This window comes from Halomarina pelagica (assembly GCF_024228315.1).
GTDB lineage: Archaea > Halobacteriota > Halobacteria > Halobacteriales > Haloarculaceae > Halomarina > Halomarina pelagica.
Map to the genome: position 1 here is coordinate 1 of NZ_CP100459.1, position 15,627 is coordinate 15,627.

Annotated in this window: 16 protein-coding genes; 14 read left to right on the forward strand and 2 right to left on the reverse strand. The window is 65.0% G+C overall.

Translation table 11 applies throughout. The features are described from left to right. Window positions 1-115: 115 nt before the first annotated feature. From NKI68_RS22930 to NKI68_RS22940, 3 genes are all read left to right on the forward strand, one after another. Complete coding sequence (locus tag NKI68_RS22930) at window positions 116-925, forward strand: ParA family protein (RefSeq protein ID WP_254547436.1); 810 nt, start codon at window positions 116-118, stop codon at window positions 923-925. Further along, window positions 922-1,548, forward strand: coding sequence for a DUF8160 family protein (locus NKI68_RS22935; RefSeq protein ID WP_254547437.1), 627 nt, complete (start codon window positions 922-924; stop codon window positions 1,546-1,548). The genes NKI68_RS22930 and NKI68_RS22935 overlap by 4 nt, the downstream gene beginning before the upstream one ends. Window positions 1,549-2,006: 458 nt before the next feature. Further along, entirely contained in the window at window positions 2,007-2,216 is a 210-nt protein-coding gene (locus NKI68_RS22940) for a hypothetical protein (protein WP_254547438.1), read from the forward strand. Between the two features lie 498 nt (window positions 2,217-2,714). On the opposite strand, the gene NKI68_RS22945 is transcribed toward NKI68_RS22940, so the two are convergent. Next, a complete protein-coding gene (locus tag NKI68_RS22945; protein WP_254547439.1) occupies window positions 2,715-2,879 on the reverse strand; it encodes a hypothetical protein in 165 nt (54 codons plus the stop codon). A 197-nt stretch (window positions 2,880-3,076) separates the two neighbouring features. On the opposite strand from NKI68_RS22945, the gene NKI68_RS22950 reads away from it, so the two are divergent. From NKI68_RS22950 to NKI68_RS22975, 6 genes are all read left to right on the forward strand, one after another. After that, window positions 3,077-4,276, forward strand: a complete 1,200-nt coding sequence (locus NKI68_RS22950; protein ID WP_254547440.1) for a Cdc6/Cdc18 family protein — start codon at window positions 3,077-3,079, stop codon at window positions 4,274-4,276. Between the two features lie 1,151 nt (window positions 4,277-5,427). Beyond that, a complete protein-coding gene (locus NKI68_RS22955; protein ID WP_254547441.1) occupies window positions 5,428-5,994 on the forward strand; it encodes a DUF7344 domain-containing protein in 567 nt (188 codons plus the stop codon). A 377-nt stretch (window positions 5,995-6,371) separates the two neighbouring features. Continuing rightward, entirely contained in the window at window positions 6,372-6,563 is a 192-nt protein-coding gene (locus NKI68_RS24025) for a DUF7563 family protein (protein ID WP_254547442.1), read from the forward strand. 210 nt (window positions 6,564-6,773) lie between these two features. Then, on the forward strand, window positions 6,774-7,037 hold the full coding sequence (locus NKI68_RS22965) for a hypothetical protein (RefSeq protein ID WP_254547443.1): 264 nt from the start codon (window positions 6,774-6,776) through the stop codon (window positions 7,035-7,037). A gap of 819 nt (window positions 7,038-7,856) precedes the next feature. After that, window positions 7,857-8,144, forward strand: coding sequence for a HalOD1 output domain-containing protein (locus NKI68_RS22970; protein WP_254547444.1), 288 nt, complete (start codon window positions 7,857-7,859; stop codon window positions 8,142-8,144). A 146-nt stretch (window positions 8,145-8,290) separates the two neighbouring features. Beyond that, window positions 8,291-8,512 carry a DUF7511 domain-containing protein gene (locus NKI68_RS22975; RefSeq protein WP_254547445.1) on the forward strand — a complete coding sequence of 74 codons (222 nt, stop codon included), beginning with the start codon at window positions 8,291-8,293 and terminating at the stop codon, window positions 8,510-8,512. A 71-nt stretch (window positions 8,513-8,583) separates the two neighbouring features. Here the strand turns inward: NKI68_RS22975 and NKI68_RS22980 are convergent, their stop codons facing one another. Next, window positions 8,584-9,132, reverse strand: coding sequence for a DUF7344 domain-containing protein (locus NKI68_RS22980; RefSeq protein ID WP_254547446.1), 549 nt, complete (start codon window positions 9,130-9,132; stop codon window positions 8,584-8,586). A gap of 350 nt (window positions 9,133-9,482) precedes the next feature. On the opposite strand from NKI68_RS22980, the gene NKI68_RS22985 reads away from it, so the two are divergent. From NKI68_RS22985 to NKI68_RS23005, 5 genes are all read left to right on the forward strand, one after another. After that, window positions 9,483-9,758, forward strand: a complete 276-nt coding sequence (locus NKI68_RS22985) for a PadR family transcriptional regulator (RefSeq protein WP_254547478.1) — start codon at window positions 9,483-9,485, stop codon at window positions 9,756-9,758. A gap of 139 nt (window positions 9,759-9,897) precedes the next feature. Beyond that, the gene (locus NKI68_RS22990) at window positions 9,898-11,019 is read left to right on the forward strand and encodes a DUF1616 domain-containing protein (protein WP_254547447.1); all 1,122 of its coding nucleotides are present in this window, start codon (window positions 9,898-9,900) and stop codon (window positions 11,017-11,019) included. Between the two features lies 1 nt (window position 11,020). Next, window positions 11,021-11,599 (forward strand): metal-dependent hydrolase, encoded by a 579-nt coding sequence (locus tag NKI68_RS22995; protein ID WP_254547448.1) that lies wholly within the window; start codon window positions 11,021-11,023, stop codon window positions 11,597-11,599. Between the two features lie 417 nt (window positions 11,600-12,016). Further along, on the forward strand, window positions 12,017-13,018 hold the full coding sequence (locus NKI68_RS23000) for a glycosyltransferase family 2 protein (RefSeq protein ID WP_254547449.1): 1,002 nt from the start codon (window positions 12,017-12,019) through the stop codon (window positions 13,016-13,018). Between the two features lie 131 nt (window positions 13,019-13,149). Next, window positions 13,150-15,531 carry a hypothetical protein gene (locus NKI68_RS23005; RefSeq protein WP_254547450.1) on the forward strand — a complete coding sequence of 794 codons (2,382 nt, stop codon included), beginning with the start codon at window positions 13,150-13,152 and terminating at the stop codon, window positions 15,529-15,531. Window positions 15,532-15,627 lie beyond the last annotated feature (96 nt).

Consider the following 15,627-nt stretch of genomic DNA (forward strand, 5'->3'; position numbering starts at 1 on the left):
GTCCGTCCGACCCACGTCTGACGTACCATTAAGATCGGCGCTCCGAACAGGTAACTATGACCGTGAGAGGAGAGCGAACGGGGTCGCGGACGGCCGGGCGGCCGGGAGGTCGGTGATGCCAGCGCGACTGGCCGTGTCGAACCAGAAGGGCGGCGTGGGGAAGACGACCGTCGCGATCAACGTCGCCGGGGCGCTCAACGCCCGCGGCCGCGACGTGCTGTTCGTCGACCTCGACCCGCAGGGGAACGCGAGCGAGGGGCTCGGCTTCCGGGACGCGTACGACGCCGAGCCGCCGAGCCTGTTCGACGTGCTGACCGACTCGGAAGCGCGCGAGGACATTCGCGACCTCGTCCGCGAACACCCCGCGATGGACGTCATCCCGAGCAACATCGACATGACCGCCGCCGAGCCGGAGTTGACGCTCTCGCGACGCGGCGGGGAGCAGCTCGCGCTCGCGCTGGAGCACGTCGAGGACGACTACGACTACGTGATCGTCGACTGCCCGCCCCACCTCGGCTACCTCACCGACAACGCGCTCCATGCGACGCGGAACGTGCTGATCCCGGCACTGGCGGAGTCGACGAGCAAGCGCGCCCTCGAACTGCTGTTCGATCACATAGAGGCGCTCGAACTGGACTACGACATCACCGTCCACGAGCGCGGCGTCGTCGCGAACCGCGTCGAGACGACCAACGAGGCGCGATCGATGCTCGAGTGGTTCGACGACGCGTTCCCCGACATCCCGGTCTGGGAGATCAGAAAACGCGTCGCGCTCCAGCGGGCGTTCAGCGCCGGGGTCTCGCTGTTCGAGTACGAGCAGGAGGTGGACATGGCGGCGGAGTTCCTCGCGATCGCGGCGGACCTCGACGAGCAGTTCGACGTGTCGACGCGGGACGGGGGAGACGGCGTAGAGGTGGCGCGATGAGCGACGGGGAGAGCCGCGCCGATCGACTCCGTAACCGGCGAGGACGAGCGCGGCGACGGGTCGAACGCGCGGAGGAAGCGTCCGAGTCCGATCGAGCGAACGAGGGGACCGAGCGAGCGGACGAGAGGACCGAGCGAGCGGACGACCGGGTCGGAGGGAACGATCCGGACGAGGACCGAGGGAGCGACGGGAGCGACGACGAGGGGGAGAGCGAACCCGGAGAGGCGAGTGAACGCGAAGAGCAGGACGGAGGTGAAGGGGAAAACGAAGGCGGAGAGCAGGACGGAGGCGAAGGGGAAAACGAAGCTGAGTCGACCGAGGCGGATCCCGACGACCGGGGGATGGGAGGCTCCAGTGGAGTAGAGAAAGAGGGACGCGGCGGTGAGAGCGACGAGCGATCGAGCGTCAAGGCCGAGCGGGTCGGCACCTACATGTACCTTCCGGAGGCACAGAAGCGCGAACTCGATCGCGTCTACGGGACGCTCAAAGTGGCGTACGAATACGAGTTCGACGAGGAGTTCGAGAAGAACCGACACTTCTTCCCGCTCGTCGTGAAACACGGCTTCGAGACGCTCGACGCGGCGGATCCGCAGACGGTCGACTCGCTCCTGGACGAACTGTGACCGGGCGACGGAGCGACGGGGCGAGATCCTGGCGGCCGGCACACCGCGTTTCCGGTGGAAATCGGATCGCGTCCTCAATCGCGGCATCGGCGTCCTCAGTCGCGGCATCGACCGCACCGACCGTTCTGATCGCGCTCGATCGTACGGATCAGTCGGCGGGCTCGTCGAGGACGCTCGTCGACGAGTCCGCCGATGAGGAGAGGGCATCGTCACCTACTGTACGACCGATCACCCCGTGTGCGGGGACACCGTGTTTCCGGTGAATTGAGACGAGTTGCTGAACAGGGGTGGGTCGACCGATGGACGGACAGACCCGACGGATGGGGGACGGAGCACAGATCGACGGACAGACGGACGGACGGACGGACCGACAGGTGGCGACACCGCGTTTCCGGTGAAACAGGACGGAGGGACGATACCGGGAACGACGAGGCGAGACACACCACGTTTCCGGTGAAATGACCGAGCACGTTGAAACGACGAGCGGCGGACACGAAGAGCCGGGAGGCTCGCGCGGACTCGGTGGTCGAGACGAACACCCGCAGGAGAAGGAGAAGGAGAAGGAGAAGGAGAAGGAGCGAGGGCGAAAGGAGGAGGAGGAGGAGGAAAAAGAGGGGGAGGAAAAAGAGGAGGGGAAAACGGACAGGGACACACCGCGTTTCCGGTGAAACAGTCGGCGGAACGAGTGGATGAACTGGGTTGCACCCGAAGCACTGGAAACGGACCTTTGTGGATGCCAGATCGCTCGAGACACACACACCGCGTTTCCGGTGAAACGGGGTGAGAGAGGGGGGTAGCGGGGAAGGATCCGGCGTATATTGCCGAAGGTGGTACCGCCGATTTTTAATTCATAACTCGGTTAGGATAGCGTAACGATATATCTAGAGATGGTAAAACTCTACATACGACGTACACGTCTAGTACTCCACTCTAATTAGAATTATTTATATGGTATAGCTGAGAATAGTCCATTAACTTACTCGCTGAGATGGCAGAAAGAGCGAGATATCGCTCTTGAAAGCGTTCGTTCGAGGTGAACTGGACGTTGCTTCGACCGCGTTTGCTTTAATTGTGTTTGGTGGAGTGTGGCGTGGTGTGGCGTGGTGTGGTGTGGTCTTGGTCTAGTGGGGTCGGTCTGTTCCGATCTAGTCTGGTATTGTCACGCTTCACGTCCTCTCTCTCTCTGCCTCTCCCTCTCCCTCTCCCTCTCCCTCTCCCTCTCCCTCTCCCTCTCCCTCTCCCTCTTTCTCCCCTGCGTTCGGTCGGATGCGTCCTCCGACCGCGTCGAGATCGAGTCTCGCTCCCGAACCCAACCCCCGCTTCAACTCCACCCCACCCCCCTTCGCACCCCGTTTCACCGGAAACGCGGTGTGTGTGTCTCGACTGTTGATCTACGTAACTTACTCATCTAAATCTGGCTGTTTGCCGCCAATCTACTCCCTTCCCAACGAATATCTAATATTATTACTTTCACCGGGCTGTATGGGAAACAGTCAAGCGGTTTCACCGGAAACGTGGTGTCCAACGAATGACCGACGCGGACGACCTCTTCATTCGCGAGGATCCTATCTTCGTGAACAAGGAACTTCTCGAGATCAACCACCTGCCCGACGAGGGTCGCATCGTCGGTCGGGACGAGGAAATCGGCCAGCTCGCGAACGCGGTGAACCCCGCCATCTTCGGCCAGAGTCCGAGTAACGTGCTCATCTACGGCAAGACGGGGACCGGCAAGTCCCTCTGCGCGAAGTACGTCTCCGGTCGCCTCATCCAGACCGCCGAGGAGGAGGGGATCACGACGGCGTACGCCTACGTCGACTGCGCGCAGGACTCGACGGAGACCCAGGCGGTCCAGACCATCGCGAGCGCGCTGAACGATCCCGATTTGACAGACATCAACATCCCGGACAAGGGGATCAGTACGGCGACCTACTACAAGCGCCTCTGGAAGATCCTCGACATGCGCTACGACGTCGTGCTCGTCATCCTCGACGAGATCGACAAGCTCGACAGCGACGACATCCTGATGCAACTCTCGCGTGCGGGCGAGGCGGGGAAACTCACCGAGTGCAAGGTAGGCGTCATCGGCATCAGTAACAAGATCAAGTACAAGGACCGGATGGACGAGCGCGTCAAGTCGAGCCTCTGCGAACGCGAGTTCGTCTTCCCCCCGTACGACGCCCAGCAGCTGGGCGACATCATGCAGGCGCGCAGCGACGCCTTCCGCGAGGGCGTGCTCGACGACTCCGTCATACCGCGGGCGGCCGCCCTCGCCGCCCGGGAACACGGGGACGCCCGCAAGGCGATCGACATCCTGCGTTACGCCGGCGAGATCGCCCAGTCTATCGGCGCGAACACCGTCCGGGAGGAGTTCGTCGTCCAGGCCCGCCAGCGCGCGGAGACCGATCGGTTTCGCGAACTGATACGCGGATCGACGCCGCACTCGCGGTACGTCCTCCAGGCGCTCACGGTGCTCTCGCTGAACGAGCAGGAGGACGAAGCCTTTCGCACGACCCGCATCTACGAACTCTACCAGCAGGTGTGTCGGCAGGAGGGTTCCGAGTCCCTCTCGCTCCGCCGCGTGCGCGACCTCCTGAAAGAACACGCGTTCCTGGACGTTATCGAACAGTCGCGGTACAGCGGCGGGAGCGCCGAGGGGAGCTACACCGAGCACCGCCTGCTCGAGGACCCGGAGGTCGTGCGGAGCGTCCTCGCCGACACGATCGACTGAGTCGCACTCGAGCGTGTGCGTCGCGTCCCTCCACTCCCCGTCCCCGGTCCCTCAACCCCCCGTCCCGGTTTCACCGGAAGCGCGGTGTGCCCGAACCCCTCGATGACGCACCTCCCGACGGTGACTCCCGTGGTGGGGATGACCCTGACGGCTAGCCAGCCGGGTCGGCGGGACCGTTCCGGCGTTCCGGCGTTCCTGCCGACTCCTCGGCCCCCGTCGCCGGTCGACTCCGGGGAACCGATTCACCGGAAACGCGGTGTCCGGTCCCCCGGCCGACCGCCGCCCCATCCCCGGTCGACCGCCGCCCATCCCCGGCCGACGATCGTCGACCGCCGCGGTACCTCCTTTAGCCCGGCATGTGTTACTAGGTGCCATACTGGTCGAAGTTTTTGACTTATAGATGTCCGAGTCAAAACATTTGGCCGTGTAGTCTTTTAACCCCGACCTCCATTAGGCGGACGATATGGCGCAGCACGTAGCCGAGACCACTCGTCGACTCATCGACGCCGGAGGGACGATGGGGGGGTCTACCGACCCTGCCTCCGGATTCGCGTCGATGGACGACCCGTCAGGCGTCCCCGCAGGCGGGTGTCGACAGCGGGCTCCGGCACACTTACTGGCACGCGACGGCGTCGCGTGCGACCGTCCCCGTCGAACGAGCGAGGGGGACGCCGCGGTACGCGACGCCGGGCGGATGGCACGTACACTCAGCCGCGTTCACTCCCCGAAGCTCGACGGCGTGGGATCCGTCGAGCCCGACGCGGGGAGGGCCGGGACCGGACACAGCGGCGGAGGACACCGCGCCGGTCGCCCCCCAGCGTGGATCGAGCGATGAACCGGCGATACCTCGTGGGTGCGGGAGGCGGTAGTGCCCACTCGACGTCGGCGCAGATCGCGTCGTCGACACGGAGCGTGACGTCGGCGCGGACTGTGAGATCGACGCGGTGGATCGACGCCCCGTCGTCGATCGACGCTCTTCCGACGGTACGAGCGCCTTCGATGGCGCGCCTCCCTACGGTACGAGGTACCGATCGGGGTGTGGGCGGACGGCGACCGCGCACGTCGAGCGGCGAATCGGACCCGATTCTTCGGGCGGCAGGTTCATTAGCACTGCGAGTTTCAAACGCGATGAAGGTCAAGGTGACCTAGACATGGATGCAACGGCAGTCACGACTGGTGACGATATGGCGGTGGTCGAGAACAGCGCGGAGAGCGAAGTCGGTCCCCTACCGAAGGACGACCTCTTCCATCTCCTGCAGAACCAGCGGCGTCGGCGGGTCCTCCGCTACCTCCGAAACGAGGAGGAGAAGGTCGACATGCGGGACATCGCGGAACACATCGCGGCGCTCGAGAACGACGTCGAGGTGTCTGCGCTCTCCTCGGCGCAGCGCAAGCGCGTCTACGTCGGGCTCTATCAGTGCCACCTCCCGAAACTCGACGAGGTCGGCGTCATCAAGTACGATCAGAGTCGGGGGTTCGTCGAACGTACCGGACTCACCGAACAGCTCTTTCCCTATCTCGAAGTCGACGGAGGAGAGGAGGCCGCCGGCGAGGACATCACCGCGCTCGTCCTCCGCTACCACGGGGTCGCGACGGTCCTCGGCGTGGTGCTGACGCTCGCGGCGTGGGCGAGCGTCATCCCGGTCGCCGGTCTCTGGCTGGCGACGTTCGTGACGGCGCTCTTCGCTACGGCGACGCTCGCGGTCGTCTACCGCTAGCGCGTCACCTTCTCTCGACCGTACGCCCGTCTGGTCGGTAGCGGGGCCACTGCCGGCCAAACTACCGACGGAGGGATCACCGACGGAGGGATCACCGACGGAGGGACCACCGACGGACGAGGTCGCGCGCCGGACCGTCCGGCGCGCCGAACGGGATCGACGTATCGCAGATCCGGTTCGCCCGTCGTGAGGCCGAAGTCTCGGCCGGGCGAGCCGGCGGTAGGGTCCGTCGCTCCGTCTATCCTCGAGAAATGCACGAATTCCTCGACGGTGGGTGCGTGTGAAAATCCCCCGCCGGGGGATAAGAGCCACATAACGGCGATTATGAGGGGGATAGCAAAGCACACTCCTTCGTATTGACCAATCGGTGTCGAGCAATGGACTGGGTCAATAGTGCACATTCGGCCGACTCACAGCGCCGGTGTAGTGCGTGCGGAGCGTTCGTCACACAGCAGTTCGTTCGGGTCTTCGGCGACAACCACGACGAAGTCCACGGCTGCTTGAGCTGCCTCACCGCGAGGGACCTCCGCGACGGCAAGCACATTCAGGACCCACGATCGGCACCGTAGCGGGCTCTCCCGCGTTCGCGGGAGACCTCACGCGTGTACCTGTCACCCCTTGTGTCCGGTGGCCGGCCGTCACACCCCGGCCGCCGGACGATACCCTCGATCGACGCGGAGCGCCGTCTCGGTTCGCGCCCGTCGGGGGGTTCTCCGGCCGCCTCCCCTGATCTCACGGTCGCGACCGAGAGTTAACCGCGTCTATCCCCTGTGACCGATATGGATCGCGTAGACGACCACTCCGACGATCCCGGCGACGTCGACGAACTCGTACGGACGGTGGTTCGGACGGTCGCCTCGGACACGACCGAGCCACGACCGGGCGTGATGGAGCCGCGCGACGTGCGCTCGGTCCTGTGCGACGACGGCGATCAGGACGTCGATGCGGTGAACCGAGCGATCGAACGCACGATCGACCGCGGCCTCCTGGTGACGGCGACGGGGGGCGGCCTCGCCCCGGCGGACGCCGCCGAACGCCCCTGAAGCCCGGGCCCCCTCTCCTCTCGATCTGGCTCCCTTCGCTGCGTCGCGCGCGCACGCGAGAAGCACAAACATTCGTCCGACGGACCGAAGGATTTCGCACGCGACCGTCAATCATGTCTCCGTGAAATAATTTTGTGCCGACGGTAGGCACTGCTAACGCGCCTGTAATCCCGACGTTATCCACCCTCCGAGTGTTTAGAAGGCTGATAACTAAGGTCACGTGACTACCATTTAGACCTGCGCCCCCTCCCATCGGGGGGTGTCGAGCCGCATGGGCCGAGTCGGGGGTCCCACGTGCCATCGTCACTGCCAGCCATATCCCACCCCCGTCCGCTCCCACGCGCGTTCCTTTATAAAAAAACCGGACGCTACTTTCTTCTACTTCGAAGAGCGTTCGAAACGAACGAGCAGAGCGAGGGAGAGCCACGATCGACGTACGGTCGGCAGTACGCGCCGTCGAGATCCGTTTCGGTACGCAATAATACCTGGATACCCTGAACTGTGACCCATGGAGGGATTTGCGTGAGTGTACTCGGTGCCCTCGTCCGTCGGTTCGGAGATACCCCCGTGCGAATCTACGAGTGCCGCCGGTGCAGCACCACGCTCGATGCGGACGACGACGCCTGCCCGCACTGTGAGAGCACGTCGATCGTCTGCTACGAACTTTGAGCGCCGACCCTCCGAGACGGCGCTCTCTCGCGAAACGGCCGATCGGCGATCGAACGGGACCGTATCGGTCGATCGCCGATCGGTACACGTCGAAGAGCGCTACATCTAACAGTCACGCTTATGCCTTCCCTGTTCGACGGTGCTACAGTGATGGTTACGAGTGACGGGGGAACGCACGAGACCTCACTCAGCACCGTGATCGTCGAGGCGATCGCCTCGGAGTTGCGGACCGACCCGGTCCGGCTCGACCCGCCGTTACACGACGTCGTCGACCCGGACGCGCTCGACGCACTCTTCTCCGGGCCGATCTCCGCGTCGGGATTCGTCGCCTTCGAGTACGAGGGCTACTGGATCGAAGCCTACAGCGACGGCCGCGTCACGGTCTCTCCGACCAGCGAGTCGGCGGAGGCGACGACGGCGGTCTCGTCCGAAAACTGACTGGTTTCTCGCCGTTCCGTCCGTTTCACTGCCGTCTCCCCCATTCTCCATACGTGAGAGCGACGAAATCTGGTCGAGCAGTGTATTAATCGATTTGTAACTATACATCCGTCAGGCGATCCTCGATACACCCTTCGGGGCTGACCATGAGCAAGAACGTCGATACGCCGCGGACGTACGAACCCGAGCAGACCCAAGGCTCGCTGTTCGCGTGGCCGCAGTTCGATATCGAGTACACCGTCGAACCGTACGAGGACACCCCCGACCTCTACACGTTTTACCCGTGCGGAGCGACGGACGAGGAGATCATCACGAGCTGGGTGTCCGCGACCGAGAACGCCGTCGTGGACGTGACGTCCATCCGATAGCACGACGGACTTCCTTCGATACCGCGACGCGCGGTTTTCTCCGCCGGACGGCGGCGCGGCCGACGTGTCGTTCACTCGAGGTCTTCGAGTTTCATGAGGTCACCCTCCTCGGCCTGGCGGGTGACCGCGTACTGGTAGACGACGAGCGCGACGAGCGCGACGGCGAAGACGAGGGCGATGATCGTGCCCGAGACGGCGTCGAACGGGGGGAGGCTGAAGGCGGTGGCGAGGAGCGCGACGATCGCCGCGGCGCTCAACGCGACGTAATACCAGCTGAACTGCGGCGTCTCGCGCTCCTCGACGGGGAGGTAGCGGACGATCTCCTCGGCCTTCTCCGTCAGCTCGACGGTCCCCTCGTCGCGATCGTAGACGGCGATGCCGAAGTCGTCGAGTTTCGGGAGGTGCGTCTGATAGAGCGAGACGTAGACGCGGCGACGGGCGGTATCGTCGAGTTCGTCGACGGGAATGTCGTTCTCCCAGGCGGCGATCTGGCTCGCCAACTCCTCGATGGTCGCCGGTTCGTCCTGCATGTACAGGTAGTAGAGGATGTACCGGCGACGTGAGTTACTGAGGATGTTGAACGCGTCGTCGAGCGCCAACTCTGACGATTCCTTAGACATTAACTGGTCCTGTTGCATTTATATTGGGTCGAACATCGAGATGCCAGCGGCTCTGCGGAGGGTTCACGCCCGAATCACCGCAAACTCCGAGCACCCGTGACGATACCAACATCAACATGAACATTACTCCATCACACGCTATCTTTGTTACCGTGTGGCTATCACGTCTCAACAGTGCTGATGAATGGTAGCCGGCGTCCCCGCGCTTCCGGCAGAGCGCCCCGATACGTGTCAAACGCGCGTGCGCTTTACGGTGTTCTCGCCCCGAATCGTCCCCGAACCTCAGATTACTGACCGGTTACACGGCAACTAACAAAATCGATTATCCGATGAGTTCACGTGTCATGCAGATATTCGACCTGACGGGGTTCCAACGCGATCTCCTGTACGTCATCGCAGGACTGGATCGCGCGTCGGGGCAATCGGTGAAAGAGGAGCTTGAAGCACATACCGGTCGAGAAATCACGCATGGCCGGCTCTATCCGAACCTCGACGTCCTCGTGAATCGCGGTCTCGTCGAGAAGGGACAGATCGACCGCCGAACGAACTACTACGTCGTCGCCGACGAGGGAATCGAGGCGCTCCGGCAGCGTCGGGAGTGGGAAGACCAGTACGTCCCGTTCTGATCGACGGATTCTGCCCTGTTAGGGGCTTCCACGGTAATAGCCGTATAACAATGCCCGCACGTCGCTTCCCCCGACCCAGTAGCATGCAGACTACCGTCGCGTCGAGCCGCGCCCTCCGTTCTGACCAGGAGGGCCGGTCATGAGCAGTCCTCGCGGGCGTTCGGCGGGACCCGTTCCGCTCGATCTCGTGGTGGCGCTCGTCTACCTCGGTGTCGTCGACTTCCTCCTCGTCACCGGAGCGATCGTCGGGTCGGGGAACCCCAACCCGTTACGCATCCTCCTCACCCTCCCGGTCATGCTGTTCCTGCCGGGATACGCGCTGGCCGCCGCGGCGTTCCCGCGTCGTATCCTGCGAAAGCGGGATCGGCGCTCGCGCGCCCGCGGATCGCTCCTGGGGCGGATCTCGGGGCGCTCACAGGCGGGGATCGACAACGTCGAGCGGCTCGGGCTCGCCTTCGGACTCAGCGTCGCGTTGATGCCGATGCTGGGTCTCGTCGTCGCCGCCGACCCCGGCCCGATGACGGCGACGACCGCCGCCGTCGTCATCACCGTGCTGGTCGCCGTGCTGTCCCTCGTGGCCGCGCTCCGCCGACTGCGCGTCGCGCCCGAGGAGCGATACGGCCTCCCGATCGGCGCGTGGGCCGCCGCCGTCGACGACGCGACCGCCGGGTCGGGGCTGGACACGGCCCTCTCGGTCGCGCTCGCGCTGTCCGTCCTGCTCGCCGCGGGCGCGTTCGCCGTCGGCCTCGCCGCGCCGAAGGACGGGACGCACTACACCGACTTCACCGTCGGAGCCGAGACCGAAGACGGTACCCTCGTCCACGCCGGATACCCGACCGACATGGCCCCCGGCGACTCCGCGGAACTCTCGTTCCTCGTCGACAACAACGAGAACCGCACGGTCGAGTACACCGTGGTCGTAGAGCAGCAGGCGATCGACGCGAACGGCGAGGTGACGCGATCGGTCGAACTCGACCGCTTCAGCGAGACCGTCGGACCTGAGGAGTCGTGGCAGCAGCGTCACGTGCTCACCTCGCAGTTCGGCGGCGAGCGCGTCCAGATCGCCTACCTCCTCTACAGGGGCGACGTCCCGGGCAACCCGACGCGGGCGAACGCGGACGAGGTCGTCTACGTCGAGGTGCAGAGCCCGCCGCCGCAGACGGGCAGCGGCGGTAGCGGTTCTAACGGTTCCGGCGGTGGGTCCGGCGGTGGACCGTCGGGCAACGGTTCTGCGGCGCTCCTCGCGCCGGGGATCCCCTGAGATGTGGCCCTGGGAACACCTCGCCGTCGGCTACATCGCCGCGTCGTTGGTCGTCCACCTCGTCTGGCGGCGGTCGCCGGACGCCGCCACGGCGGTCGCCATCGCCATCGGGTCGCAGTTTCCCGACCTGATCGACAAGCCCCTGGCGTGGGAGTTCGGCGTCCTGTCGAGCGGGATCTCGCTCGCGCACTCGGTGTTCACCGTCGCCGTCCTGTGCGTCGCCGTCGCGTCGCTCGCGTGGTGGCGCGGCTACCCCAGGGTTGGCGTCGGTTTCGCCGTCGCCTACGCGCTGCACCCGCCGATGGACGCCGTCTATCCGATCGTCTACGGCGAGTCGCCGAGCTTCGAGGTGCTGCTCTGGCCGCTCGTCACGCACGTGAACGACTCCGGGACGGGGTTCTTCGAGAACTTCACGTACTTCCTCTCCCGGACGGTCGAACTCGCGTCGAGTCCGCAGGGGCAGGCCTACGTGGCCTTCGAGGTCCTCCTCCTCGGTGTCGCGTTCGCCCTGTGGCTCTACGACGGCGCTCCGGGACTCCCGCGACCGCATCGACGGACGTACCTCCTCGACGACCCATGAACGGAGTCGGTGAACGGTTTTAGATCGTTCATATCCTCTCTCGGGTTCGCTCTGCGGCGTTCCGGCGGCCCTCGCGGCGAGGACGGATCCGGCGGTAATTATACATTTCCAGTCACTTTCTTGATTGTCCTGAGGTGGCCACCGACCGTTTGGCACTGCCTGAATTCTTCCCGCTAAAGCGTTCTCGAACCGAAGGTACAGCATAACAAAGCACGACTGACTACATTTCTTTCATAATTGAGTGCACCTGGCAGCCGCCGGGGCATCGACCGTCAACCAATGTACGTACCGATACCATCGACGAACGTGAGAACGAGTCGCCACTGCGTAGGCCGGTACAACCGCCTTCGGGTCGGAGGGACCCGATGACGCGGCTGTCCGGACAGCGACCCCCCCGAACGGACGGGGTGCGGTGAGATGTACCGGAACCACTCCGTCGGCGTCGTCGTTCCCGCGTACAACGAACAGGGTCTCATCGGTCGCGTCATCGACACCGTACCGGGGTTCGTCGATCACGTCTACGTCATCGACGACGGATCGACCGACGGTACCTGGGAGGAGATCCAGGCGCACGCGACCGCCGTGAATCGTCAGCGTGAGGTCGAGCAGGTGCTCGCCGACGGTGGTCACCAGGCGATCGTCCTCCCGTTCCGAAACGAGGAGAACCTCGGCCGCGGCGGGAGCGTCAAGTTCGGCTACCGCGAGGCGCTCGAGGACGGGATGGACATCGTCGCGGTGATGGACGGCGACGGGCAGATGGACCCGTCGATCCTGGACCGGATGCTCGATCCGATCGTCGAGGGCCGCGCGGACTACGTGAAGGGAAACCGCCTGTCGAGTCGCAAGTCCTGGCAGGGGATGTCCCGCTTTCGCCTGTTCGGGAACGTCATGCTGACGTTCCTGACCAAGATCTCGACCGGGTACTGGGGGGTGTCGGACTCGCAGAACGGGTACACCGCCATCTCGCGGCAGGCGCTCGAACGCATCCCCATCGACGAACTCTACGACGACTACGGCTTCCTCAACGACATCCTCTCTAAGTGTAACCTCAAGGACCTGCGCGTCGCCGACGTTCCTCATTCCGCGATCTACGGCGAAGAGCAGAGCACGATCCGCTACGGGTCGTTCATCCCGCGGGTGTCGCTCCTGCTCCTGCGTAACTTCCGGGATCGAATCAAGTTCAAGTACCTCCTACTCGACTTCCATCCGGTCGTCTTCTGTTACGTACTGGCGCTCGTCGCCATGCTCGTCGGTCTGTTCGGCGGTGCCTACACCGTCGCCACGTGGACGCAGGGTGCGTTCGTCCGCGGCATGCTCTCGACGCTCGTGTTCCTCGTCGGCGCGCTCTTTCTCGTCCTCGCGCTGGCGTACGACGTCGAACTCAACGCCCACCTGATGGCGGACGCGGAGCGCAACTGATACCCGCAACGGACGGGAACGACCGGCGACGGACAGTAATACCACCGTAACAAAGGCCCACTGAACTCGTATGGATCGATGACTGATGTCAGAGGCTGTAACGGGGCAGAACGCACCCGGTTCGAGGGGCAATGTTAGTTGACGACGACCGCGGTCAGCGCGCCGTCAAGGCGGCGCTGACCGTCGGCTTCCTCGCGCTCGCCTACGCGATCCTCCGCGCTCGCGCGGCCCCCGCGAGTAACTACGAACTCTCGATCTACGGGGCGACGCCGGCCACCGTCTGGGTCGGTATCGGCGTCGCGTTCCTCGTCGCGGTCGGCGTGGTGACCTGGGGCGGCTCCAGGCAACGCGGGTGGCTGGTCCCGGCGGCGCTCTCGCTCGTCACCGGCGGGATCGTCGTCATCGTCGCGCTGCCGCTCATCCGCAGCTATCGCGCCTACGGCGTCGCCGACGCGCTGACCCACCTCGGGTGGGCGCGCGGCATCGCCAACGGCACGCAGAGCGTCCTCCTGCTCGTCTACCCGGGGACCCACGCCTTCGCCGGCACGATCAGCGCCCTGACCGGGATGACCGTCTCGCGGTCGATGCTCCTCATCATCCTGCTCTGCGTGACTATCTTCCTCGTGTTCATCCCGCTGTGCGTCCGGACGCTCGTCGGCGACCGGATGGCGACGGTCATCGCCACCTTCTCGGCGGCGTTTCTCCTGCCGATCACCAACATCTCGACGTTCATCGACTTTCACCCCTACACGCTGACGACGTTCTTCTTCCCGCTCGTGCTGTTCCTGCTGTTCAAGTACCTCGCCGACGCGCGGCGCGGATCGGGCCTCCGGAACGCCACCTCCGCGACCGGCCTGATTCTCATCGTCGCCATCATGACCTCCATCCTGTTTCACCCGCAGGTGGCGCTCAACGTGCTCATCTTCTTCTCCACCATCGTGGTCGTCCAGCGGACGTACCGCTGGCTGCCGAGCGGGAGCGTCATCAGCGAGGCGCGCTCCGCGCTCGCGCCGACGCTCGCCGGGTTTGCCTTCTTCGCGATCTGGATCCTCCGGCAGCCGAAGGTGTACGTGTTCCTCGGGAACCTCGCCACGTCGGTCGCCGGGTTCGTGGGTATCGGTCCGGCGGCCACCGGGAGCGGTGCCGCACAGGCCGTCACCAGCCAGACCGGCTCTATCAGCGGGATCGGCGCGAGCCTCCCGGAACTGTTCGCCAAGTTGTTCCTCGTGCACGCGGTGTTCGCGGCGCTGGCCGCGGTGCTCGTCCTCGTGGCGCTCTCGGGCCGCCTGGGCGAGCGCAATCCCGACCGCAACGCGGCGGTCACGTACTTCGCCTACAGCGGCCTGACGCTGACGCCGTTCTTCCTCATCCAGTTCGTCGGGAGCATCTCGTCGTACTTCTTCCGCCACTTCGGCTTCGGGATGGTCATCGTGACGATCCTCGGAGCCATCACGCTCCACGCGATCTACACCGCGACCCGGGGCGGTCGGAGTTCGGGCGTCCTGAAGACGCTCGCGGTGGCGGGCGTGCTCGTCGCGCTGCTGCTCTCGACGCTCGTCATCTTCCCGTCGCCGTACATCTACAAACCGACCCAGCACGTCTCCGACCAGATGATGAGCGGCCACGAGATGGCGTTCGAGCACCGGGCCGCGGACGTCCCGTTCGCGGGTATTCGCAAGGGACCGAACCGATTCGCCGACGCAGAGCAGGTGTCGGTCCCGACCCTCGCGTCCCCGAAGAACGGCTGGTTGATGAACGAGAGCCTCAGGACGTATCACAACCAGTCGTACTACCTGATAGTGACCGAGTACAACAAAAAACTCGAGATGGGTGCGTACAACGGGTTACGCTACAACGAGTCCGGCTTCGAGGGCATCAAGACCGCGCCGGGCGTCAGCCTCGTCCAGGCGAGCAACGGCATGAACGTCTACTACGTCGAGGGCGTCGGCGACAGGGTGGCACCCGGCGGGGCCGTCACCGAGCCGGACGACGGCACCTTCGTCGGCGGTCCGCCGACCCCGAACGCGAGCGACAACGCCACCGGCAGCGCCCCGACGAGCGGTAACTTCGGTGGCGGCGGTGGCGGCGGTGCGCCCGCCAACGGGAGCGGCGACGCCCCGTCGAGCGGTAACTTCGGCGGTGGCGGCGGTGCCGGTACCGGGGACGGGGGTGTCGGTACCGGTGGCGGCGGTGCGGCCACCAACGGAACCGGTGACAACGCGACCGGCGGCGCTCCCTCCGGCAGTGACTTCGGTGGCGGTGGCGGTGCCGGCGACGGTGCCGGTACCGGCGGCGGTAACGGTACCGGGGGCACCGGGGGCGCTGGTACGGCCGACAACACCACCGCGGGCGGTGGCGGCGGTGGAACTACCGGCGGTACCGGGGGCACCGGTGGCGACAACACCACCGGCGGTGGCGGTGGTGACAACGACACGCTCTTCGGCGGCGGCGGTGGCGGCGGAAACGAGACCGGCGGCGGGAACTCGTCGGACGACGACGGGTTCTTCTTCTAACCGCCCTCGACGCTCTCCGTCCTTCTCTCTGTACCCGCCCCGAATCCGTCCGCCGGTCGCCAGGCGCTCCTGACGCTCCCTCAGGCCGTTACCGCC

Coding starts and splice junctions, on each gene's coding strand:
- NKI68_RS22930 (WP_254547436.1), top strand. CDS start 116: ATGCCAGCGCGACTGGCCGTGTCGAACCAGAAGGGCGGCGTGGGGAAG.
- NKI68_RS22935 (WP_254547437.1), top strand. CDS start 922: ATGAGCGACGGGGAGAGCCGCGCCGATCGACTCCGTAACCGGCGAGGA.
- NKI68_RS22940 (WP_254547438.1), top strand. CDS start 2,007: ATGACCGAGCACGTTGAAACGACGAGCGGCGGACACGAAGAGCCGGGA.
- NKI68_RS22950 (WP_254547440.1), top strand. CDS start 3,077: ATGACCGACGCGGACGACCTCTTCATTCGCGAGGATCCTATCTTCGTG.
- NKI68_RS22955 (WP_254547441.1), top strand. CDS start 5,428: ATGGATGCAACGGCAGTCACGACTGGTGACGATATGGCGGTGGTCGAG.
- NKI68_RS24025 (WP_254547442.1), top strand. CDS start 6,372: ATGGACTGGGTCAATAGTGCACATTCGGCCGACTCACAGCGCCGGTGT.
- NKI68_RS22965 (WP_254547443.1), top strand. CDS start 6,774: ATGGATCGCGTAGACGACCACTCCGACGATCCCGGCGACGTCGACGAA.
- NKI68_RS22970 (WP_254547444.1), top strand. CDS start 7,857: ATGGTTACGAGTGACGGGGGAACGCACGAGACCTCACTCAGCACCGTG.
- NKI68_RS22975 (WP_254547445.1), top strand. CDS start 8,291: ATGAGCAAGAACGTCGATACGCCGCGGACGTACGAACCCGAGCAGACC.
- NKI68_RS22980 (WP_254547446.1), bottom strand. CDS start 9,132: ATGTCTAAGGAATCGTCAGAGTTGGCGCTCGACGACGCGTTCAACATC.
- NKI68_RS22990 (WP_254547447.1), top strand. CDS start 9,898: ATGAGCAGTCCTCGCGGGCGTTCGGCGGGACCCGTTCCGCTCGATCTC.
- NKI68_RS22995 (WP_254547448.1), top strand. CDS start 11,021: ATGTGGCCCTGGGAACACCTCGCCGTCGGCTACATCGCCGCGTCGTTG.
- NKI68_RS23000 (WP_254547449.1), top strand. CDS start 12,017: ATGTACCGGAACCACTCCGTCGGCGTCGTCGTTCCCGCGTACAACGAA.
- NKI68_RS23005 (WP_254547450.1), top strand. CDS start 13,150: ATGTTAGTTGACGACGACCGCGGTCAGCGCGCCGTCAAGGCGGCGCTG.